Consider the following 21,971-nt stretch of genomic DNA (forward strand, 5'->3'; position numbering starts at 1 on the left):
GCTGGAAACCGACCTGCAGAGCGTGAATGCCCTTATTTCCGATCACATGAACAGGCTCGCCGAGGACCGTTCAACCCTGTCGAAAGCGCTCGAGGACGACCTCGCCAAGCTGACCGAAAGCCGGTCGAGCATCGATGGTCTGGTTGCCGGCCAGGTCGAGAAATTGGCCGAGGGCCGCGACATTCTCAAGCGCGCGTTGGAATCCGATCTCAACACGATCAAGGACGTCATATCAGGCCAGTCCGAAAAGCTGGCGGAAGACCGCTCGACCCTGTCCAAGGCGCTCGAAGACGACCTCGCCAAATTGGCGGAAAGCCGGTCGAGCATCGACGGGCTGGTTGCCGGCCAGGTTGAAAAGCTCGCCGAAGGCCGCGACATCCTCAGACGTGCACTGGAAGCAGACCTCAACATCATCAAGAGTGTCGTCGCCGACCAGTCCCAGCAGCTGACCGACAATCGCGCACAGTTTACGCGGGCGCTGGAGGCCGATCTCGGCAGCGTCAACGGCCTTGTGAACAGCCATGCCGAGAAGCTGATCCAGGACCGCTCGATCCTCTCCAAGGCGCTCGAGGACGATCTCGCCAAGCTGGCCGAAAGCCGGTCGAGCATCGACGGGCTGGTTGCCGGCCAGGTCGAGAAGCTGGCCGAAGGCCGCGACATCCTCAGACGTGCGCTGGAAGCAGACCTGCAAAAAATCGCCGCGAGCCGCTCCGATGTCGACGACATCATCGCCGGGCACATCGGCAAGCTGGCCGAAGGCCGCGACACGCTGACCCGTGCGCTGGAGGACGATCTCTCCAGGCTCGCCGATACGCGCAAGGAAGTCGACCGTTCCCTGTCCGGCCATATTGACCAGATCGCCGCCAGAAGCACCGACATCTCCGCGGCGATCGCCGCCGATGTCGAAAAGATCGAGCAGGCGTTCAGCCGCCAGACCGGCGTCATCGAGGAGCGTGCCGGAACCATGGAGCGTGCGCTGTCGACTGGTGTCGACAACGTTCGCAGCGTGCTCGAAAAGAGCGCCGTCTTCGTTGCGGGAGCGCTGCGCGAAAAAGTCATGGAGGTCACCAGCGCGCTGCATGAGCAGGCAGGCGCCGCGTTCAGCGACGCCGATCGCAAGATCGCCGAACGCGCAGAACAGACCTCGGCCGCCTTGCTCGCCAGGGCAGAGGATATCGCCCGCACCTTCGAGGAGGCGGATCGCCGCCTCGCCGCACGTGCCGAGGACAGCTCGAGTGCGCTCATCGCTCGCGCCGAGGATACATCGAGCGCAATCATGGCTCGTGTCGACGATACGTCGAACTCCTTGCTGGCGCGCGCCCAGGAAACCGCCGACCAGCTGGCCGCCCGTGCCAGCGAGATCGCCGGCACATTCGATGCGGCGGACCAGAAGCTGGTTGCCCGCGCGGTCGAAACGGCGCAGTCGCTGGCCGCGCGCGCCGGCGACATCCTGCGCAATTTCGAAGGCGCCGACGAAAGGCTTGGCGTGCGCATCGGCGAATCGGCCGAAGCGCTCGCGGCGAGGGCATCGGACCTTGGTCGCATTTTCGATGCCGCCGACCAGCAGCTGATATCGCGCATCGCCGAAGGTTCGGAGGCGCTGTCGGCCCGCGCATCCGAGATCGGCCGTATTTTCGACGAGGCGGATCACCGTCTGGTGTCGCGCATCGCCGACAGCTCGTCGGCGATCGGAGAGCATACCGACAGCATCGTCGGGGCATTTGCCAGCACCGAGCAGCGGGTTGCCGAACGTGCAAGGCAGACCGGTCAGGACCTTGCCGTCCACGCCCGCGAAATCGAGCAGGCGCTCGCCGGAGCCGACGAGCGCCTGGCGTCCAGCGCGGCGGCTGCGGCGGCTCGCGTCGAAGAACAGGTTGCCGGCGTCGAGAGCCGTCTCGCCTACACCACCGAGGCGATGGGCCAGAAGCTCAACGAGCAGGTTTCGACCGCCGAGGCGCAACTCATTTCGCGCGCCAACGCGATCGCGGAAACCTTCACCGCGGTCGGCCAGCATATCGGCCAGAGCACCAACGACGCGGCGAAGACCATCGGTACCAACACCCGCGAGCTCAACACCATGCTCGCGGCACGTTCTGCCGAGATCTCAAAAATCCTCGACGAAACGGCACGGCCTCTGGTCGAGCGCTTCGCCCAGGGCGGCTCGGAACTGCAAAAGAGCATGGAAGAGGTTACCGAGCGCGCCACCGAGAAGCTGCGCAGCGAAAACGCTACCCTCGTCAACGCGCTCGCCAGCCGCACGGCCGAAACATTGTCGGCCGTCGAAGGCGCGCGTTCCACGCTTGCCGACAGCGTCGCCGAGCTTATCGGCCGCATGAGCACCTCCAGCGCGCAGCTCGGTCAGCTGATCGAGCAGGCGGCGGCCAATCTGGGCCAAGTCGACGAGCGTCTGAGTGGCAGCACGCAAAGCTTCGCGGCAACGACCGAAAAGGCCGCGCAGACCTTCGCCAGCTCGGCGCGCCTGGTCGATTCGAACACTACACGGCTTACCGAATTGTCGTCTTCCACCTTGCGCGAGGTCGCCTCGATCGCCACCAAGTTCGACGAGCACAGCCGGTTGCTTTCCAGTGCTTCGGACCTGTTGAGTTCGGCCCAGAGCAACCTCGAACATACGCTGGAAAGGCAATCGTCGCTGGAGGACCTCGCCGTCGGCCTGGTCAAGAAGTCGGAGGATCTCGAAAAGGTTATGCGCTCGTTCGAGACTCTGGTCGGCCAGACGCTGCAGAACGCCGAAGGCAAGACTCTGGAGTCGGCGGACAAGATCCGTACCGCCATTTCCGACGTCGTCGATTCGGCAACGAAGCGCTTCGCCGATGCGACCGAGGAGATGCGGCGCACCGCCGGCTCGATCAAGAGCGAGCTCGACCTCACCCGCGCCGAGCTCAAGAAGGGCGTCATCGAGATGCCGGAAGAGGCAAAGGAATCGACCACGGCCATCCGCCGCGCCGTTTCCGAGCAGATCAACGCATTGAAGGAACTTTCGGATATCGTTGCGAAATCGGGCCGTAGCGCCGACTCTTCGGAGCCGCGCAGCCTGCGCCCGGCACCGCAAGCACCTGCCGCGCGCGCCGCTGAGCCGCAGCGCCGCCCTCCGGCCCCGCAGCCGGAGCCTCGTGCCCCTCAGCCGCCATTGGGCGAGTCCGCACTGCGCGGCACGCTCGACCTGGAACGCCCGGTTGACACGGTACCGCGCCAGCGCGATTCCAACGGCCGTACGGCACAGGGCGGGTGGGTGCGCGATCTCTTGACCGGGGCATCACGCGACGACGCCGCCAAGCCCGCGGCACCTTCGGAAGCACCGCGCTCGGCCCCTGCCCAGCGTTCGCCGCTTCATGTCGTGGAGTCGCTCAACTCGCTTTCCGTCGATATCGCCCGCGCCATCGATCACGATGCCTCGATCGAATTGTGGAACCGCTATCGGCGCGGCGAGCGTGACGTGTTCACCCGGCGTCTCTACACGCTGAAAGGCCAGCAGACTTTTGACGAGATCCGCCGCAAATATCAGATGGAGGCTGAGTTCCGTGCCGCCGTCGACCGTTACTGCGACGATTTCGAAAAACTGCTCAAGGACGTGTCGCGCAACGACCGCGACAACATGATGGCGCAGACCTACCTGACGTCGGACACCGGCAAGGTCTATACGATGCTTGCCCACGCCAGTGGACGCCTGCATTGATCAGGCGACAAGGGAACAAAAAAGGCGGGAATTTCCCGCCTTTTTCTCGCCGTCCCGACGTCCTCGGGATGATGCTCTATTGATTTATCTCCGGTTCGACGAGCCTTGCCAGGTTTCGCAGCGACTCCTGCCAACCGAGATAACAAGCCTCAGCGGGAATGACGTCCGGCACGCCTGCCTGCGTGATATCCAGCTCCGTGCCGACTGATACTTTCTTCAATATCACAGTCACATGCATCTCGCCGGGCAAGTCAGGATCGTCGAACCTGTCCGTATAGCGCAGGCGTTCGCCCGGAACGAGCTCGACATATTCGCCGCCAAACGCATGGCTTTTGTCCGTTGTGAAGTTGCGGAACGACATTTTGAATGTGCCGCCGACTTTGGGTTCCAGATGATAAACCGTGCAGGTAAAGCCGTTGGGCGGTAGCCATTTCGCGAGCGCGTCCGCCTCAAGGAATGCACGATAGACTTTTTCTGGGCTGGCCGCCAGAACGCGGTGCAGGCGTACGGTACTGGGCATATCATTTATCCTTGTGATTGGAGTGTCGATCCATGCCCAAGGACGAACGGGCCTTGACCAATCCGACACAAGTTCTGAGGTTTTTTGGAACCGGGGCCGCAGACCTTCATGTTCGGCTCTCTGCGACCGCTTTCGACCCTCTGCAGACGCCGTCTGCCGGGATTGAGTTTGATCCTAAGCTGCGCCGGGCGGTCAGGCTGTGTCAGATCACCGAATCGGTCCAGCGGACGATGTCCTTGGCGGCATCGCCAAACGCACGGTCTAGCGCGCCGACATAGGCCTGGTTGCCGCTGCCCGAGACGGGCGCGATCGCGGTGAAGCTCTTCGAGGCGCGCACCTCGCCATTGCGGTCGTTCAGTATCCGCACGAACAGGTCGACTTCGGCATGTTCGCCACCGTCGACCCGGACTTCGAAGGAACGGACCTCGACGATCACCTGATAGTCGATCGCCAGCCCCTCACCCGGCTTGCCGACACCGGCGAAGCTGCCCGAGCGCTGGAATGTTTCGGCCAGCCGCGCTTGCACGATCAGCGGCAGCCGATCGGCCCACTGCGCGCCCTTCAGGTACTGGATCGAGCGCACGGACGGCTTGATGACGATGTTCTGGCTGTCCAACGCCTTGAGCGCGGAAGGCTGGGCGATGAGGATCTGGCGGCGGCTGTGGCCGCGCGCGTCGAGTGACGGCGCCGACAGCTCGAATGTGTCCAGGGGCGCCGGCCCGCCACCCGGCAAAAACGCGCAACCGGCGAGCGAAAGCGTAAGCAATGCCACAGCCGATTTGAACCCGCCTGATTTGACCCAAACCGATTTCACACGCGATCCCCGTTGTCCCCGGCTAGGTTGTCCCCGGCCCGGTTGTTCCCGGCCCGTAAGATCAACCCGCATTTGTAACTCATGTTCTTGGGGCGGGCGAAAGCCGAAGTCAACGCCGCACCCTGCCGTCGAATTGCCGAACCTCGCCTTCGCCGCCTGACAGGATCCGCTGCGGATTGCGGCTGAGATCCGTCACCGCCTCTTCGATGCGGGTGATCGAGCGGCGGCTGTCCTGAACCAGCGCTTCGACGTTCTGCAGGCCCTGACCGGAGAATCGCGCCAGATTGGCAGTGATGGTGCCGAGGCGGGCGTTCAGCGTGTCGGCCACCTGCTTGAACGATTTCAGCGTATTCCTGGCGTCGGCTATCATACCGTCGGCCTGGCCAGAACCGAGCAATGTATCGACCTTCACGAGAATGCCGTCGACGCGCACCGAAGCGTCGTTGAGGCGCTCCGCGAGCTGTTGCGCGTCCTTGATCGTCTGGTCGATATCGTCGGCCCGGTTGGCGAATTTATTGGTCACCTTGGCGATGTCGGCGGCAGCCTCGTTGGCATTTTCGCTGGCCTTCTGGATGTTGGCCAGCGCAGTGCGAACCTGTGCCGGATCGATGCCATCGAGAACGCCGTCGACCTTGGCCAGCGTGCCTTGCGTCCTTTGGGCGAAATCGTTGATCGATCCCACCGCGGTGTCGACATTCCTGACGACCGTGTCGAACTGCTTGCTGGTTTCCTTCAGGTTCGCGGTCACGGTATCGACATTGTCGACGATGCTCTTGATCTGGTCCTTGTCGACCGCGTTGAGCAGCCCCTCCGCCGCCTTCAGCGTGCCGTCGAGCTTGCCCGAAACGCCGCTCAACTCTTCCGACAGAGAACTGACGCTGGCGAGGAACTTGTCGATGCCGTCGGAATTCTTCGCCAGCGCATCGGAAAATGTCTGCACGTTGTTGACGGTCTGCGTCAGCGGCCCGCGAACGTCTTTGGTGAAGCCCTCGAGCTGGGTGAGAACCGTATCGGCGCGGGTGAAGATGTTCTGCGCCGTCTGCAACAGGTTGGTGACCGCCGACGGGTTGGCGACGATCTCGGCAACTTTGCCCTCCGCTTCCGCCTGGTCGAGAAGCTTCGCTTCCTTGGGGTCGGCGCCCTTGAGTTCGATATTGGCCTGGCCGGTAAGGCCGGCAAGCCCGATATCGGCCTGCGTCGATTTGGTGATCGGCGTCATGCGGTCTATTTCGGCATCGGCGATGGCGGCGGTCGGATTGTCGACGTCGATATAGACGCGCCGGACATCCCCGACCCTGACGCCGTTGAACAGCACGAAACTGCCGCGGCCGAGGCCGGAAGCCGATCCCGGAATGCGCACCCGCAGCATCGCCGTCTCACCCCTGTCGCCGATCGCGGCCGTCCAATAGACGAACGCGAAGGCCGCCAGGATCGCTGCTAGCGTGAAAATGCCGACAATGACGTAGTTGGCTCTGGTTTCCATTTACCCACTTATGGCTATGCGCGCGCCGCAAGATCAAGTTGGCGCGCACGTTTTCCGCGGAAATAGGATTTCACCCAGGGTTCCTCGCTTTTGAGCATGTCGTCGATCGTGCCTTCGACCAGCACCTTCTTGTTGCCGAGCACCGCCACCCGATCACAGGCGGTGAACAGCGTGTCGAGATCGTGCGTGACCATGTACACGGTCAGATCCATGGTATCGCGCAGCTTGACGACCAGTTCGTCGAACTCAGCCGCGCTGATCGGATCGAGGCCGGATGTCGGCTCGTCCAGGAAGACGATGTCGGGATCGAGCGCCAGCGCGCGCGCCAGCGCCGCACGCTTGATCATGCCGCCGGAAAGCTCGGACGGGAATTTCCACGCAGCATCCGGCGGCAACCCGACCAGTTCGACCTTGAGCATCGCCAGCTCGTCCATCAGCTTTTTGGGCAGATCGAGATATTCGCGCATCGGCACCTGCACGTTTTCCAGAACCGTGAGCGCCGAAAACAGCGCGCCGTGCTGAAAGAGGACGCCAAGGCGCATGTCGATGCGAAGGCGTTCCCTCTCGCTCGCCTTTTCGACATCGACGCCGAACAGCTTGATCGTTCCCGACTGCTTGCGCACCAGGCCGAGGATGGTGCGCAAGAGAACCGATTTGCCGGCGCCGGAAGCGCCGACAAAGCCGAGAATCTCGCCGCGCCTGATATCGAGCGACAATTTGTCGAGAATGACCTTGTCGCCGAAGGACACGGTGATGTCGTGCGCGGAAAGTACGATCTCGTCTTCGTCGGTCTCATCCGCGACCCCAGTCGCCTTTGTACTGCCTTGCATCGCCATGTCAGAACTCGATCGCCGCGTAGAACATGGCGAAAAGCCCATCGAGGATAATGACCACGAAGATCGACTTCACCACCGAAGCGGTCACGTGCTGTCCGAGCGATTCGGCGCTGCCGCCCACCTTCATGCCTTCGACCGAGGCGATCGTGCCGATGATCATGGCCATGAACGGCGCCTTGATCAGCCCGGAAAAGATGGTGCTGAGATCGATGGCGACGCGCAGCCGGTCGATGAAGGCGGCCGGTGCGATGTCGGAATAGAGCCACGCCGCCGCGATGCCGCCGCCAAGTGCGGCGAAATTGGCGATGATCGTCAGGCACGGCAGGGCGATCACCAGCGCCACCAGCCGCGGAAAAACCAGCACGCCGATCGGATTGAGCCCGATGACCTTCAGCGCGTCGACCTCCTCGCGCATTTTCATCGAGCCGATTTCAGCCGTGATGGCGCTGCCCGAACGGCCGGCGATCATGATCGCGGTCATCAGCACGCCGAGTTCGCGCAGGATCAGCACGCCGACCAGATCGACGACGAAGATATCGGCGCCGAAATAGCTGAGCTGGTAGGCGCCTTGCTGGGCGACGATCGCGCCGACGATGGCCGACATCAGCACGACCACCGGTATGGCGCCGACGCCCATGCGATCGATCTGGTTGAAGATCGCCGCCGGATTGACCGCATGGCCGCGGCCGAGCTTCATCTGCGAACCGCGTATCGTGGCGCCCAATATGTTCATCGAGGCCAGGAAATCGTCGCGCATCTCATAGACGCGCCGGCCAACCGCCTCGAGCGCGCGAATGACGATGTTGGGCGGCTTTGCGCCGCCGGAATCGGATTCGCGCCGAACAGCGTCGCCAACGGCGCCGAGCAGGATCGAGGCTATCTCGCTTTGCCCTTGCAGCTTGATCTCGACGCCTTTCTTTTCGAAGGCGCTGACCAGGCGGTCGATCAGCCAGGCCCCGGCGGTGTCCATCTTCTCGATATGCGAAAGGTCGAGCGCCAGCGTCTGGAAACCGCTGCGCTTCTCGATCTTGCGCATCTCGGCGTCGACCAGCGTCACGGTGCGCGTCGTCCAGTTTCCCGAGAAGGCGCAGCCGAGAACGCCGCCCTCCTCGCCAACCGCGACGCGTGGCTGATGGTCGGCCTCCTTGGCGGTCGTGCCGCTTGCGAAGCGTTTGCGGATGGTCAACATGGCGTCCTGTTTAGCCTGACGGGGCCGACCTGTCGATTTGCCGACAGGCTCGTTGTCGCATAGCCGGAGCAGAAAAATATGGCGCGTGTCATTTCGGTCGAGGCCGAGCGCTTTCCCATCGCCGGGACCTTCACCATTTCGCGCGGCTCGAAGACCGAGGCCGAGGTGATCGCTTGCACGATCAGCCAAGGCAGCCATACCGGACGCGGCGAATGCGTCCCCTACAAGCGCTATGGCGAGACCATGGACGGTGTCCGTGATGCGATCGAGGCCATGCGGGAGCAGATTGCCGGCGGCATCGGCCGCACCGCGCTGCTTGACGCCATGCCGGCAGGTGCAGCGCGCAACGCCGTCGACTGCGCTCTATGGGACCTGGAGGCAAAGATCACAGGCAAGCCCGTCGCCTCCAGCATCTGCATGGCCCCGCCGAGGGCGCTTGAGACGGCTTACACGCTGTCGCTCGGCGAGCCCGAAGCGATGGCAACCCAAGCCCGCGCCAACGCCCAGCGCCCGCTGCTCAAGGTCAAGATCGGCGGCGACAACGACATGGCCCGTATCCGCGCGGTTAGAGAGGCGGCGCCGCAAAGCCGCATCATCCTGGATGCCAATGAGGGCTGGACGGACGACAGCATCGTTGCAAACCTGGCGTTTGCCGCCGGGCACGGCATTGCGCTGATCGAACAGCCGCTGCCGGCAGGCCGTGACGGCATCCTTCGCCACATCGCGCACCCGGTGCCGATCTGCGCCGATGAAAGCGTGCATGAGGCAAAGGACCTTGCATCGCTTGTCGGCCTCTACGACGCCGTCAACATCAAGCTCGACAAATCGGGCGGTCTGACCGCCGCCCTCGCCCTTCGCGATCGCGCCCGCGAACTGGGCTTCGGCGTCATGGTTGGCTGCATGGTCGGCACGTCGCTTGCCATGGCGCCGGCCGTGCTCTTGGCCCAGGATGCCGATTTCGTCGATCTCGACGGTCCGCTGCTTTTGGCCAGAGACCGCGAACCCGGTCTCGTCTACGAGGGATCGCTGGTGTCACCGCCCGATACGGCGCTGTGGGGCTGAACGCGCGGCAAGCCCGATCAGTGCCAGGCCGGCCAGGGCGATCGGGATCATGGCAAAAAAGCCATCCACGCCGAAGCGGTCGTAGAGAGGGCCGGACATCAGCGTCACCACCGCCATGAAAAAGCCGTTGGAGAAGTAGGCGATGCCTTGCGCGGCCCCGGTGCGTTCCTCCGCGACCGTCTCGCCAATCATCTTCTGCAGGCCGATGAGAACCAGTGCCACTGAAACCGCGTGCAGCGTCTGGACCGCGAAAAATCCGGCAACGCCAAGGCCAAGCGGCCAGATCAAGGGAAAGGCAATCCAGCGGACGATCGCGCCTATCCCGGCCATCACCATGATCGACACGACAGAGAAGGCCCCGAAGACGCGGGTGAACATCAGGAACATGCAGACCTCGGCCACCACGCCCCAGCCCCATAAGAGCCCGACAACCGAATCGCTGATGCCGATCGATTTCCAGTAGATCGACACGAAGCCGTAGAGAAACGCATGGCTGGCGGTGATGACGCCAACGCCGATGGAGAAATACAGGAAATAGGCATTGAGGAGTTTTGGCGCCGATTGCTGGATGTCGGCCGCCGAAAGCGGCGAGGCCAGCCGGGGCCGGCCAAGGCGTGGCGCGACCAGTCCGGCGGCAAGCGTTGCGCCGAGCGCTGCGAAAATGATCGCCGGCACCGCCTGAGGGCTCGTTGCCGCCAGGATGAAGCCGCCTGCGAGGTTGGCGCACAGATAGGAGATCGATCCCCATTTGCGCATGCTTGCGTAGTTGGAGCCGAAGCGGCGCACGCCCGAAAGCGCCAGCGAATCGGCGATCGGCGAATGCGGCGTCCAGACCACGGCGAGCGCCAGCGAAACGGCGAGCACCATGGCGTAGGTGGGCGTCAGGAAATAGCCGGCGGACAGGATCAGCGATGCGGCCGCCAGCGCGATATAGACATGGGCGCGGTCCCTCGCCCGGTCGGCCATCGCAGTCAGCAAAGGTGTCGTCACCACGCGTAGGAACATCGGCGCGGCGAGGATCACGGCTATCTGCTCGGCCTGGAATCCCTTCGCCTGCAGCCACAGCGGAAAGTAAGGCACGTGCATTCCGAGCGACACGAAAAGCGTGAAGAAAATCAGGCTCATGCGCAGTTCGAAATGACGCGGCTTGACGAGCTGTTCGGGCGAAAGCGGCGGCAGGGAAGACATCAACAGGCAATCCGTCGGCGCGGCGTTCGGCCGAGTCGGCCTGCAGCGCACGCCAACTCCATAACATGCTGAAAAAGTCGGTTAAACCGCCTGGACTAATCGATTAGAGCGAGATCAGGTCGGGTTGCTCACGCCACCTGAACTGCCCTGCCCTTGATGTCGACCGGCACGAGCACTTCGCTGCCGGCTGGAGCTTCCGGCAGGACATGCGCCCAGTGGAGTATCTCCATCTGGCCGTCAAAATGCTCGACCACCGCCGTACAGCTCTCCACCCAGTCGCCGGTGTTGATGTATTGCACGTCCTCGTAGCTTTCGATCGCGGCATGATGGATGTGTCCGCAGATTACGCCGTCGACATGCGAGCGGCGTGCTTCCTCGGTCAGCATGGTCTGGAACGAGCTGATGAAATTCACCGCCTTTTTGACGTTGACCTTGGCCCAGGACGAAAACGACCAATAAGGCAGGCCAAGCAGTTGGCGAAGCCGCGTCACCACGCGGTTGACGAGCATGGCCGCGTCATAGGCGTAGTCGCCAAGGTAGGCGAGCCAGCGCGCATTATGGACGACGGTATCGAACTGATCGCCATGGATCACCAGAAGGCGTTTGCCGTCGGCAGTCTCGTGGATGACGCGGTCGGCGACGACGATGCCGCCGAAATGCACGCCCTGGAACTGGCGCGCGAACTCGTCGTGATTGCCGGCTATGTAGGTGATGCTGGCGCCCTTGCGCGCCTTGCGCAGCAATTTCTGGACGACGTCATTGTGGCTCTGCGGCCAGTGCCAGCTCCGTCTCAGCCGCCAGCCGTCGACGATGTCGCCGACGAGATAGATGATATCGGCGTCGTGATGGCGCAGGAAATCGATCAGGAACTCGGCCTTCGCCGCCTTCGATCCGAGATGGACGTCGGAGATGAACATGCTGCGGAAAGTGCGGGGCTCTGCGCCAGGCATTGGAGTCTCACCGTTGCTCTCGCGTGAGCCTATGCCCCGATTCATGCAACAACCGTATGACGGTTGCGATTGGTCCAGCCAAAGCGCTAGCTTGCGGCGCTAATCAGAGGAGAAATCATCATGGATCTCGGCATTCGGGGCAAGAAGGCCATCGTCTGTGCTTCCAGCAAGGGCCTTGGACGCGGTTGTGCCATGGCGCTGGCCGAGGCCGGCTGTGATCTGGTCGTCAATGGGCGCAACGCCGACCAACTGGCGAAGACCGCGGCCGAACTGCGCGAAAGATTTGGCGTCAAGGTGACCGAGATCGTCGGCGACGTGTCGAAGCCCGAGGTGCAGAAGGCGCTGCTTGCCGCCTGTCCGGATCCCGATATCCTCGTCAACAACAATGGCGGACCGCCGTTTCGCGATTTCCGCGAGCTCGACCGCCAAAAGATCCTCGAGGGCGTCACCCAGAACATGGTGACCCCGGTCGAACTGGTTCAGGCTGTGATCGACGGCATGGCCGAGCGCGGCTTCGGCCGCATCGTCAACATCACCTCGCTGTCGGTCTATGTTCCCATTCCCGGCCTCGACCTGTCGTCGGGCGCGCGCGCAGGCCTGACTTCGTTCCTTGCCGGCGTCGCGCGGACGGTGATCGACCGCAATGTGACGATCAACAACATGCTGCCGGGCAAGCTCGACACCGACCGGCTGCGCCCTCCGCATGAAGCCGGCACTCCCGAAGATCCGGCAGCCGCCGCCGCACGCAAAACCCAGGCAGCAGCCAACGTTCCGGCCAAGCGGCTCGGCACGACGGAGGAGTTCGGCCAGATCTGCGCCTTCCTGTGCTCGGTTCATGCCGGCTACCTGACCGGACAGAACATACCGGTGGATGGTGGCGCCTATGTCAGCGCGTTCTAGCGTCTGACGCTTGGTACCCGATACAGTTCGCTTGAGAGGTTCCCAGAAAAGCAGAAGACACTATCAGTTCAGGCACCGCCAGAGGCAATCGCGTTGCTGCGTGTGGCAATGCAAGTTCCGTCGCGGAATTCCAAATTTCATACGCCGCGAAAGTCGGCGTAACATCTCGTGCGGTTGGAAATACAATGGCCATTCCCCAAAACAAAGACGAACTGCTCAAGGCCATAAACTCTAATTTCGAAAAGCTGCTCAAAGAGCTGAACGCCGTTCCGGCAGCACTGGTCGATGAATGCAGCATGGAGGGACACGCCAAGGGCACGCTGATGAGCGTTTCCAATCTCGTCGCCTATCTGGTTGGTTGGAATGAACTGGTCCTGAAGTGGCTAAAGAAAGACGCTGCGGGGCAGCCGATCGATTTTCCGGAAACAGGATTCAAGTGGAACGAGTTGGGCAAGCTCGCGCAGAAGTTCTACCGAGACTACGAGGGCACCGCTTTCCCGCAACTGCTCGAACGCCTTGGTGCGGCAAAGGGGCGGATCGTTTCCATCATCGAGAGCCGGGACAATGCCGATCTCTACGAGCGCGTCTGGCACGACAAATGGACGATGGGACGAATGATCCAGTTCAACACGTCCTCTCCCTATGACAATGCCCGGGGCCGGCTGCGGACGTGGCTGAAAGCGGAAGGTTCGCCGCAGAAATCCTGCAGAGCGTGTGGGAAGCCTCCGACTCCTTTCTAAGGATTTGAGGTCGCTCTGAAGCGTAGCAGACTGCCTGCAGTTTGTTTCCATCAGGATCGCGCACGCAAGCGGCGTAGTAGTTCGGACCGTAGTGCAGCCGCGGCCCTGGCTCTCCTTCGTTCTTACCTCCCAATTTTAGGGCTTGTTCATGGAAGGAGTGAACCTGAGCTTTGGTGTCCGCGATGAAGGCGACATGCGTTCCATTTCCCCATGTTGCAGGACGGCCGTCCTCCGATGTGTAAAGGTAGATTGTCGGCATCTGGCCATCGCGTTCATAGGCCAAGGGCTTTTCCGGCAGCTTTGGCAACCTGGCAAAACCAATCGCTCCTGACCGCCCGCGACCGGACACGCCCGACCGCGCGACCGCGCGATACTCGATGAAACTCGCTCCGGCTGCGGAAAAGCAGATGAGGATTTCGGTACAACAATCTGACATGGATGAGTTTTTTACGATCCTTCCGCCTAATTGGCGGTTGCGTCATTTGGCATCGTGAAAAACCAACGCCGCATGCTAAAAGGGCTTCAAGGCAGCATCGCAGGGAGGCCGGCATGGAAGGCGAAAGCAAAAAAGCAGCCCGGTCGGACCTCGACGAAGCCGCACTTTACTTCCACAAGTACCCAAGGCCTGGCAAGCTCGAGATCCAGGCAACGAAACCGCTTGGCAACCAGCGCGATCTGGCGCTTGCCTATTCGCCCGGCGTCGCGGCGCCCTGCCTGGAAATCCGCGACAATCCGGCAACCGCGGCCGACTACACGGCGCGGGCCAATCTGGTCGGCGTCGTTTCCAACGGCTCGGCGGTGCTCGGTTTGGGCAATATCGGTCCGCTGGCCTCCAAGCCGGTGATGGAAGGCAAGGCGGTTCTGTTCAAGAAGTTCGCCGGCATCGACGTCTTCGACATCGAGATCGACGCGCCTGACATCGAGCGCATGGTCGAGACGATCTCGGCGCTGGAGCCGACCTTCGGCGGCATCAACCTCGAGGATATCAAGGCGCCCGAATGCTTCGAGGTCGAGGAGCGGCTGAAGGCCCGCATGGCCATACCGGTCTTCCATGACGACCAGCACGGCACCGCGATCATCGTCGCCGCCGCCGTGCTCAACGGGCTGGAATTCGCCGGCAAGACCATCTCCGACATCAAGATCGTCACTTCCGGCGCGGGCGCCGCTGCCCTCGCCTGCCTCAACTTGCTGGTTTCGCTCGGCGCGCGCGTCGAGAACATCTGGGTCACCGACCGTTTCGGCGTCGCCTACAAGGGCCGCGTCGATGAGATGGACCGTTGGAAGGACCCCTATGTGAAGGACACCGAGGCGCGCACGCTGGCCGATGTGCTGCCCGGCGCCGACGTCTTCCTCGGTCTTTCGGCCGCCGGCGTGCTGAAACCGGAATGGCTTCAGCACATGGCGCCAAAACCGCTGATCCTGGCGCTGGCCAACCCCATTCCCGAGATCATGCCGGAAGCGGCTCGCGCCGCGCGACCCGACGCGATGATCTGCACCGGCCGCTCCGATTTTCCAAATCAAGTCAATAACGTACTCTGTTTTCCTTACATCTTCCGAGGCGCGCTGGACTGCGGCGCCAGCGCCATCAACGAAGAGATGAAGATGGCCGCGGTGCGGGCGATCGCGGCCCTTGCCCGTGAAGAGCCGTCCGATGTCGCCGCCCGCGCCTATTCCGGCGAGACGCCGGTCTTCGGTCCCGATTTCCTGATCCCCTCGCCCTTCGATCCACGCCTGATCCTGCGCATCGCGCCGGCCGTCGCCAAGGCCGCCTGCGACACCGGCGTCGCCACGCGGCCGATCACCGACTTTGCCGCCTATATCGACACGCTGAACCGCTTCGTCTTCCGCTCCGGCCTGGTGATGAAGCCGGTGTTCTCCTCCGCCAAGACGTCCAGCGCCAAGCGGGTCATCTATGCCGACGGCGAGGACGAGCGCGTGCTTCGCGCCGCACAGGTGGTGCTGGAGGAAGGCATCGCCGAGCCGATCCTGATCGGCCGCCCCCATGTCATCGAAGTGCGGCTGAAACGCTACGGGTTGCGCATCAAGCCAGGGGTCGATTTCGGCCTGATCAATCCAGAGGACGATCCCCGCTATCGACATTATGTCGACCTCTTGATCGAGCTTGCCGGCCGGCGCGGCGTGACGACGGAAGCCGCGCGCACCATGGTACGCACCGACAACACGGTGATCGCGGCATTGGCGCTGAAACGCGGCGACGCCGACGCCATGATCTGCGGCCTGGAGGGACGCTTCGCCCGCCATCTTCGCAATGTCACCCTGATCATCGGCCCGCGCGCCGGCATCAAGGATCATGATCTGTCGGCGCTTTCCATGCTGATCTCGCAGCGCGGTGTCATTTTCCTGACGGATACCTACGTCTCTGTCGATCCTGCGGCGGAAGAGATCGCCGAGATGACCATTCTGGCGGCCGAGGAGATTCAACGTTTCGGCATTGAGCCGAAGGCCGCCCTACTCTCGTTCTCGGATTTCGGCTCACGCGATGCGCCGAGCGCCCTGAAGATGCGGCAGGCAGCGGCAATCCTGGCGCGCATCGCGCCCGACTTGCAATGCGACGGCGAGATGCATGCCGACTCCGCTCTATCCGAGCACCTGCGCCAGCGCGTCTATCCGCATTCGCGGCTGAAAGGCGAAGCCAATCTGCTGGTGTTCCCCAATCTCGACTCCGCCAACATCACGCTGACCGCGCTGCAGACGATGATGGACGCGTTGCATGTTGGCCCGATCCTGCTCGGCACCGACAAGCCGGCGCACATCCTTACGCCCTCGGTGACCTCGCGCGGCGTGGTGAACATGACGGCGTTGGCCGTGGCCGAAGCTGCACAGCAGGCTCAGGCTACGGCAAATCTGGGCCAAGGCGCCCTTTCGCGTTAAGCTAAACAAACAGTTAACCGCAAACGCGGTAGCTTTCGCGGCGGACGGATAAACGGAGCTCAGGACGAATGACGGGCCGAGGGTGGAAGCTGACGCGTGCCGCGGCGCTGCTCGGCGCCTTGGCGTTGTCAGGCTTTGCCGTCACCCAGCCACAGGCCGCCTCCCATGTTTGCCGCCAACTGGAAGCCGATCTCGCGGCCGCTTCGCGTGGTGGCGGCAAGCCGGCCCTGCTCAGGAAATACGACGACGCGATCGTGCGACAGCGCGAGCAGATTTCAAAGGCAGGCCGCCAGTACGACCGTGCCGGCTGCGGCTTTTCGCTGCTCGGGCGCAATCGCAACGCATGCGCCGCACTCGATACCACGCTCGACCGCATGACCGCCAACCTCGATGACCTGCAGGTCAAGCGCGCTGAGCTCGCCGGCGGCGGCTCGCGCCGCGATCGTGCACGCATATTGGCCTCGCTCGACGCCAATGGCTGCCGCGACAGCGCCGAGCCTTCGAAGCGTGCGCCTGTCCTGGAAGCGAACCGTGACAATGGCAAAGAAAATCTGCTCGATCGGCTTTTGGGCGACGCCGGAAGTGAGCCCGACGCACTGGACGGGCCGAGCGATGAACAACGCGGTATCCGCGCCATGCTCAACCAGCCCGACGGTATGGACCTGCCACGCCTTGGCGGCGAATTCCGCACAATGTGCGTGCGCACCTGCGACGGCTATTTCTTCCCGATGTCGAACGCCGCTTCGCTGGGCGATTTCGAGCGCGACCAAAAGAACTGCGAGTCGAGTTGCCCCGGCACTGAGATGCAGGTGTTTTATACGCGCGGCATTGGCGACGATTCGGCTGACATGACGTCTTCGGTGACCGGCAGGCCCTACAGCGAACTTCCGACCGCCTATCTCTACAAGCAGCCCGAAACGTCGCGCCCGCCGGCCTGCGGTTGCAACGCCGCACAGAATTTCGAAATCATTGCCGGCAATCCGCCAAGCCCGGAACAGGCTGAGGCCGATGTGGAGACCACGCCGTTCATTCCGGTGCCTGTCGCCAAGCCCGATCCAGGCGCCGACCCCGAGACTTTGGCCAATGTCGAAGGCGGGCTCGATCGCGAAGCCTTCAAGCGCCTCGCCGTCAAGCCCTCGCCGACGACCTTGCCGCCGCCGGAACAGCGCAAGATCAGGGTCGTCGGGCCAGCGTTCCTTCCCGACCCATAAGCGGCAATAGATCTGCAAGCTCCGGCCCCGAAGCCTGTCCCGTAAGCGCCAGCCGGAGCGGCATGAACAGCGCCTTGCCCTTGCGGCCGGTCACTTCCCTGATCTTGCCCGTCCAGTCCTTCCACACCGACCCGTTCCACGGGTCTTCCGGCAGAAGATCGAACGCCTGGCGAAGGAAATCGCGATCGATGTCGGAAAAGTCCGGCTGCTCTTGCGGGCCGTCGCGAAGCGTGCGCCACCAGATCGCTGCATCGGCCAGCCTGTCGAGATTGCCGCGCACCGCCAGCCAGAAGGGCTCGGCCTGTTCGCCGGAAATGCCGAGCACGATCAGCCGGTCGCGCGCCTCGGAAAACGGCATATGGTGCAGCAGTGCGTGGTTGAGCACAAAGAGTTCGTCCGGGTCGAACTTGGCGGCGGATTTCGACGCCGCGGCCGGGTCGAAGCGCCGGGCGAGCTCGGCCATGTCAGGCACCGCCGCAACATTTTCCGAAGTGCCGACAAGCGCCGCCAGCGAGGCGACGGCCATCGGTTCGATGCCGGTCTCACGCAGGCTCTCGATGGACAGCGCGCCGGTCCGCTTCGACAGGCCCTCGCCCGATGCGGTGGTCAAGAGATTGTGGTGTCCGAACACCGGCGGCTCGGCGCCGAGCGCCTGGAACAGGGCTATCTGCACGCCCGTATTGGTGACGTGGTCGTCGCCGCGGATGATATGGCTGACGCCCATCTCGATGTCGTCGACCACCGAGGGCAAAGTGTAGAGATAGGTGCCGTCCTCGCGCTGCAGAACCGGGTCGGAAAGCGAGGCGAGGTCGACGGTCTCCTCGCCGCGTACCAGATCGTTCCAGTGGACTTCGGCGCGCTCCGGCGCCAAGGGATCACTGGTGAAATTGGGCAGCAGAAAGCGCCAGTGCGGCCGGCGGCCATCGGCCTGGTATTCGGCGATCTGCTCAGGCGTCAGCGTCAGCGCCTCCCTGCCGTAGACCGGCGGCAGGCCGCGCGTGCGACGCACCTTGCGCCTGAGATCGAGCTCTTCCGGGGTTTCGTAGCAAGCGTAGAGAAGGCGCGCCGCCTTCAGTTTCTCCATCGCCGCATCGTAGATTTCGAAGCGCCGTGACTGGTATTCCGTGGCGTCCGGAAAAATGCCCAGCCAGTGCAGATCGTAGAGGATGGCGTCGGAGAACTCCTGCGTCGAGCGCGCGACGTCGGTGTCGTCGAAACGCTGGATGAAGCGGCCCTTGTTGTTCATGGCGAACAGCCAGTTGAACAGCGCGGTGCGCGCATTGCCGATATGAATGCGGCCGGTCGGTGATGGGGCGAAACGGACGGTAACTGTCATGAACGGGGCGTACCGGATGGTTTTACTGTTGACAAGACACGCCCCCGCGCTTGGCGGCAGACATAGAACATGACGGAAGCGATGAAAAGCCTGCAGCGCAGGGCGAAGTACGGCCCAGCAGAGCCTGAATCAAAAACCCGCCTCGGTGGGCGGGCCGTTGGCGCACATCAGCACCATGAATAAATTCCTAGCATAACTGCCGTCACTTGTCAAGTTGAAGCCACCCAAAGTTGCAAGACAATCGCTTCAGGTTCGCGCTGCCCCTTGTTCTGTCTTCCAGCGTTGGTGGTTGGCGAAAGCCGACGTGACAGCCAATCTCCCTCCTTGCGGGGGAGATCGGCAGCTTCACCGACGGCGCCTGCCTCCAACCTGAGAGAGCGCGGCCTGCCACGCGCGATACAACCCAGTCAAATCGCCAGCCCCTTGGTCAGTTCGAGCGCCTGGCGCTCGAACAGCCGGCGGTAGATGCCGCCTTGCAGTCGGATCAGTTGGTCGTGCGAGCCCTCTTCGACGATGCGGCCGCGATCGAACACCAGGAGCCTGTCCAGCGCCCGCACCGTCGAAAGCCGGTGCGCGATGACCAGCGTCGTGCGGCCGACCATCAGCCGCTCCATCGCCTGCTGGATCAGCACCTCCGATTCCGAATCGAGGCTGGATGTCGCCTCGTCCAGAATGAGGATCCGCGCATCGGCGAGGAAAGCCCGCGCGATCGCCACGCGCTGGCGCTCGCCGCCGGACAGTTTCACGCCACGCTCGCCGACCAGCGTGCCGTAACCTTTCGGCAGGTTGACGATGAAGTCGTGCGCGCTGGCCAACCGCGCGGCATGCTCGATTTCGGCTTGCGTGGCGCTCGGCCGGGCATAGGCGATGTTTTCGGCCAGCGACCGGTGGAACAGGATCGGCTCCTGCTGGACGATGGCGATCTGCCCGCGCAGCGACGCCTGCGCCACCCCGGCAATGTCCTGGCCGTCGATCAGGATCATTCCCGCACTCACGTCGTAAAGGCGCTGGATCAGCTTGACGAAGGTCGTCTTGCCCGAGCCTGAATGGCCGACCAGCCCAACGCGTTCGCCCGGCGCGATGTCCACCGAAAAATCGCGGTAAAGCGGCAGCCGGTGACTGCCATAATGGAAGGTGACGTTGTCGAAGCCGATGCGGCCGTCGGTGATGCGGATCGGCTTGGCGCCGGGCACATCCTCGATGCCGAGCGGCTCGGACTGGAAGTCGACCAGTTCCTCCATGTCGTTGATCGAGCGCTGCAGATTGCGGATATGCGTGCCGATGTCGCGCAGATAGCCTTGCAGCACGAAGAACGAGGTCAGCACGAAGGTGACATCGCCGGCGCTCGCCTGCCCCCATGCCCACAAAAGCAGGGAGAATCCGATCACCGCTGCTCTCAGAAGCAGCAGCATCGACCCCTGTGTGGTGCCGTTGACGGTGCCGCGCACCCACGTGCGGCGCGTGCGGGCGCGCCATCTGGCGACGACCTTGGCGAGGCGTGTCTCCTCGCGTTCCTCCGCACCAAAGCCCTTGACCACGGCGTTGCAGCTCACCGCATCGGCCAGCGAGCCTCCCAGCCGTGTGTCCCATGCGTTGGCAAGCCTCGCCGCAGGCGCGACATAGCCGAGCGACAGCATCGCCGTCACCGCGATGAACAGCACCGAACCTGCCGCGACGACAGCGCCCATCAGCGGCCAGAACCAGCCGAGCAGCAGCGTCGAGCCGACGAGCATGACGACGGACGGCAGCAGCGCGATCAGGATCGTGTCGTTGAGCAGGTCAAGCGCCCACATGCCGCGGGTTATCTTGCGCACGGTCGATCCGGCGAAGCTGTTGGCGTGCCAGTCGGTGGAGAAGCGCTGGACACGGTGGAAGGCGTCGGCGGCGATATCCGCCATCATCTTCAAGGTCAGTTCGACGATGGCCATGAAGGCGAGATTGCGCAGCACGACACCGGCGAGCGCCAGCGCCACCAGCATCGAAAAGGCCGCCATCGCCGCATTCCACGCGACATCGTCGGCCGCAGCACCGCGGGCAACGGCGTCGACCAGCCGGCCGGAATAGAGCGGCGTCAGCACGTCGGCCAGGGTCGATAGCAGGAATGTGGCCATGATGAGCGAAAGCCGCCACGGCTGGCGCCGCCAATGACTGAGCGTGAAGCCAAGGACGCTACGAAAGGCGCCGGCGCGCAAATCTATCTGAAAACGAGCCATGATATCATCCGGGCGCAAGCGAGCCCGGTCCTGGTAAGGTCGAAAATTGAAAAACCCGCGTTGGGCCAAGTAGCGCCCAGGAATGCGGAGATTCGGCATAGTGGTGGCTCGCCCGAATACGGGCGGCGACCGGCATCGACGAACGCCTGTTGTCGGATCGGCTTGCCCATGAAGGTGAAAACCTTCCGGCGCGCCAACCGAGACCTAGGCTTCGCGGCCTCGCATAACGATGTCAAATCGTGGCATTCGGTCCTCCCATTAGAGCGACGTGCGTCCATTTGGACGCACAAAGTACGCTCTAACACTTTGAATCTGCGCATCGTGCTTTCCGAAAATCGATTCCGATTTTCGGGCCGATGCGTAGGGAATCGCGGAGAGGCTCTTATAAGGATGCCTCAACGCCTCGCCAAGCCAGCGGAGCACCGAAAGTGCATCTGGTCCAAAGAGTGAGGCGATTTTGCAACAATCGCGGGTTGTACGCCGCCGTCGCCCGCTCAGCCTGTCGGGATGCGGTCGAGCCGCATGTAGCGGCCGTCGGTGGATGGCCTGAAACCGAGCTTTTCGTACAGCCCGTGGGCGTCGTTGGTCGACAGGCTCCAGTGCGTGACCGTGCTGACATCCGGATGATCGATGAGCGCCTGGACGAGCCGGATCCCGATGCCTTGCCCGCGATGTTCCGGCCAGATGATGAGGTCGGCGAGATAGGCGAAGGCCGTCCGGTCGGTAATTGCCCGGCCGAAGCCGACCTGGTTGCCGTCGAGATAGGCTCCCACGCAAAGCGAGTTGGCAAAGGCGCGGTGATGGACCTCGTCGCTGCGCCCACTGCCCCAGTAGCTTGCCATCAACATATCCGAGGTCGCCCGAAAGTCGATCCGTGACATGTCGAAGCTGATTTCACAATCGGGCATGGCTATCCCACTGATCGTCCGGCCGCAGCCGTTTC

At 63.1% G+C, this 21,971-nt stretch carries 16 protein-coding genes and 1 pseudogene; 6 read left to right on the top strand and 11 right to left on the bottom strand.

Annotated elements, in window-relative coordinates; translation table 11 throughout:
• Nucleotides 1-3,694 (top strand): annotated as a pseudogene (locus E5X88_RS16015) (kinesin); the annotation flags it as partial.
• A 76-nt stretch (nucleotides 3,695-3,770) separates the two neighbouring features.
• On the opposite strand, the gene E5X88_RS16020 reads toward E5X88_RS16015, so the two are convergent.
• The 5 genes from E5X88_RS16020 to E5X88_RS16040 form a co-directional block, all read right to left on the bottom strand.
• Nucleotides 3,771-4,214: an SRPBCC family protein gene (locus E5X88_RS16020; RefSeq protein ID WP_292162881.1), complete on the bottom strand. Its 444-nt coding sequence runs from the start codon at nucleotides 4,212-4,214 to the stop codon at nucleotides 3,771-3,773.
• 202 nt (nucleotides 4,215-4,416) lie between these two features.
• Entirely contained in the window at nucleotides 4,417-5,028 is a 612-nt protein-coding gene (locus tag E5X88_RS16025; protein WP_292162883.1) for an ABC-type transport auxiliary lipoprotein family protein, read from the bottom strand.
• Between the two features lie 109 nt (nucleotides 5,029-5,137).
• Nucleotides 5,138-6,511: an MlaD family protein gene (locus E5X88_RS16030; protein ID WP_292162886.1), complete on the bottom strand. Its 1,374-nt coding sequence runs from the start codon at nucleotides 6,509-6,511 to the stop codon at nucleotides 5,138-5,140.
• A 14-nt stretch (nucleotides 6,512-6,525) separates the two neighbouring features.
• Complete coding sequence (locus tag E5X88_RS16035) at nucleotides 6,526-7,347, bottom strand: ABC transporter ATP-binding protein (protein ID WP_292162888.1); 822 nt, start codon at nucleotides 7,345-7,347, stop codon at nucleotides 6,526-6,528.
• 1 nt (nucleotide 7,348) lies between these two features.
• A complete protein-coding gene (locus tag E5X88_RS16040; protein ID WP_292162891.1) occupies nucleotides 7,349-8,536 on the bottom strand; it encodes an ABC transporter permease in 1,188 nt (395 codons plus the stop codon).
• 78 nt (nucleotides 8,537-8,614) lie between these two features.
• On the opposite strand from E5X88_RS16040, the gene dgcA reads away from it, so the two are divergent.
• On the top strand, nucleotides 8,615-9,598 hold the full coding sequence (dgcA, locus tag E5X88_RS16045) for an N-acetyl-D-Glu racemase DgcA (RefSeq protein ID WP_292162894.1): 984 nt from the start codon (nucleotides 8,615-8,617) through the stop codon (nucleotides 9,596-9,598).
• Here dgcA and E5X88_RS16050 read toward each other — a convergent pair.
• Complete coding sequence (locus tag E5X88_RS16050; protein WP_292162895.1) at nucleotides 9,569-10,786, bottom strand: MFS transporter; 1,218 nt, start codon at nucleotides 10,784-10,786, stop codon at nucleotides 9,569-9,571. The genes dgcA and E5X88_RS16050 overlap by 30 nt on opposite strands.
• Before the next feature lie 128 nt (nucleotides 10,787-10,914).
• Complete coding sequence (locus tag E5X88_RS16055; protein ID WP_292162945.1) at nucleotides 10,915-11,703, bottom strand: UDP-2,3-diacylglucosamine diphosphatase; 789 nt, start codon at nucleotides 11,701-11,703, stop codon at nucleotides 10,915-10,917.
• 153 nt (nucleotides 11,704-11,856) lie between these two features.
• On the opposite strand from E5X88_RS16055, the gene E5X88_RS16060 reads away from it, so the two are divergent.
• Entirely contained in the window at nucleotides 11,857-12,636 is a 780-nt protein-coding gene (locus E5X88_RS16060) for an SDR family oxidoreductase (RefSeq protein ID WP_292162897.1), read from the top strand.
• Between the two features lie 185 nt (nucleotides 12,637-12,821).
• Nucleotides 12,822-13,376, top strand: coding sequence for a ClbS/DfsB family four-helix bundle protein (locus tag E5X88_RS16065; RefSeq protein WP_292162899.1), 555 nt, complete (start codon nucleotides 12,822-12,824; stop codon nucleotides 13,374-13,376).
• Here E5X88_RS16065 and E5X88_RS16070 read toward each other — a convergent pair.
• Nucleotides 13,261-13,812, bottom strand: coding sequence for a VOC family protein (locus E5X88_RS16070; RefSeq protein ID WP_366664754.1), 552 nt, complete (start codon nucleotides 13,810-13,812; stop codon nucleotides 13,261-13,263). The genes E5X88_RS16065 and E5X88_RS16070 overlap by 116 nt on opposite strands.
• A gap of 113 nt (nucleotides 13,813-13,925) precedes the next feature.
• Here E5X88_RS16070 and E5X88_RS16075 point away from each other — a divergent pair, with 113 nt between their 5' ends.
• Nucleotides 13,926-16,268 (top strand): NADP-dependent malic enzyme, encoded by a 2,343-nt coding sequence (locus E5X88_RS16075; protein WP_292162900.1) that lies wholly within the window; start codon nucleotides 13,926-13,928, stop codon nucleotides 16,266-16,268.
• Nucleotides 16,269-16,336: 68 nt separating this feature from the next.
• On the top strand, nucleotides 16,337-17,479 hold the full coding sequence (locus E5X88_RS16080; protein WP_292162902.1) for a DUF2865 domain-containing protein: 1,143 nt from the start codon (nucleotides 16,337-16,339) through the stop codon (nucleotides 17,477-17,479).
• Here the strand turns inward: E5X88_RS16080 and gltX are convergent.
• The 3 genes from gltX to E5X88_RS16095 all read right to left on the bottom strand — a co-directional run bounded on the left by gltX (nucleotide 17,442) and on the right by E5X88_RS16095 (nucleotide 21,936).
• Nucleotides 17,442-18,815 (bottom strand): glutamate--tRNA ligase, encoded by a 1,374-nt coding sequence (gene gltX / locus E5X88_RS16085; protein WP_292162904.1) that lies wholly within the window; start codon nucleotides 18,813-18,815, stop codon nucleotides 17,442-17,444. The genes E5X88_RS16080 and gltX overlap by 38 nt on opposite strands.
• Nucleotides 18,816-19,222: 407 nt before the next feature.
• Nucleotides 19,223-21,028 carry an ABC transporter ATP-binding protein gene (locus tag E5X88_RS16090; RefSeq protein WP_292162906.1) on the bottom strand — a complete coding sequence of 602 codons (1,806 nt, stop codon included), beginning with the start codon at nucleotides 21,026-21,028 and terminating at the stop codon, nucleotides 19,223-19,225.
• Nucleotides 21,029-21,522: 494 nt separating this feature from the next.
• The gene (locus tag E5X88_RS16095; RefSeq protein WP_292162908.1) at nucleotides 21,523-21,936 is read right to left on the bottom strand and encodes a GNAT family N-acetyltransferase; all 414 of its coding nucleotides are present in this window, start codon (nucleotides 21,934-21,936) and stop codon (nucleotides 21,523-21,525) included.
• Nucleotides 21,937-21,971: the final 35 nt, after the last annotated feature.

The sequence above is a fragment of the Mesorhizobium sp. genome (assembly GCF_004962245.1).
Taxonomy (GTDB): Bacteria; Pseudomonadota; Alphaproteobacteria; order Rhizobiales; family Rhizobiaceae; genus Mesorhizobium.

Coding starts and splice junctions, on each gene's coding strand:
- E5X88_RS16020 (WP_292162881.1), bottom strand. CDS start 4,214: ATGCCCAGTACCGTACGCCTGCACCGCGTTCTGGCGGCCAGCCCAGAA.
- E5X88_RS16030 (WP_292162886.1), bottom strand. CDS start 6,511: ATGGAAACCAGAGCCAACTACGTCATTGTCGGCATTTTCACGCTAGCA.
- E5X88_RS16035 (WP_292162888.1), bottom strand. CDS start 7,347: ATGGCGATGCAAGGCAGTACAAAGGCGACTGGGGTCGCGGATGAGACC.
- E5X88_RS16040 (WP_292162891.1), bottom strand. CDS start 8,536: ATGTTGACCATCCGCAAACGCTTCGCAAGCGGCACGACCGCCAAGGAG.
- dgcA (WP_292162894.1), top strand. CDS start 8,615: ATGGCGCGTGTCATTTCGGTCGAGGCCGAGCGCTTTCCCATCGCCGGG.
- E5X88_RS16050 (WP_292162895.1), bottom strand. CDS start 10,786: ATGTCTTCCCTGCCGCCGCTTTCGCCCGAACAGCTCGTCAAGCCGCGT.
- E5X88_RS16055 (WP_292162945.1), bottom strand. CDS start 11,703: ATGTTCATCTCCGACGTCCATCTCGGATCGAAGGCGGCGAAGGCCGAG.
- E5X88_RS16060 (WP_292162897.1), top strand. CDS start 11,857: ATGGATCTCGGCATTCGGGGCAAGAAGGCCATCGTCTGTGCTTCCAGC.
- E5X88_RS16065 (WP_292162899.1), top strand. CDS start 12,822: ATGGCCATTCCCCAAAACAAAGACGAACTGCTCAAGGCCATAAACTCT.
- E5X88_RS16070 (WP_366664754.1), bottom strand. CDS start 13,812: ATGTCAGATTGTTGTACCGAAATCCTCATCTGCTTTTCCGCAGCCGGA.
- E5X88_RS16075 (WP_292162900.1), top strand. CDS start 13,926: ATGGAAGGCGAAAGCAAAAAAGCAGCCCGGTCGGACCTCGACGAAGCC.
- E5X88_RS16080 (WP_292162902.1), top strand. CDS start 16,337: ATGACGGGCCGAGGGTGGAAGCTGACGCGTGCCGCGGCGCTGCTCGGC.
- gltX (WP_292162904.1), bottom strand. CDS start 18,815: ATGACAGTTACCGTCCGTTTCGCCCCATCACCGACCGGCCGCATTCAT.
- E5X88_RS16090 (WP_292162906.1), bottom strand. CDS start 21,028: ATGGCTCGTTTTCAGATAGATTTGCGCGCCGGCGCCTTTCGTAGCGTC.
- E5X88_RS16095 (WP_292162908.1), bottom strand. CDS start 21,936: ATGCCCGATTGTGAAATCAGCTTCGACATGTCACGGATCGACTTTCGG.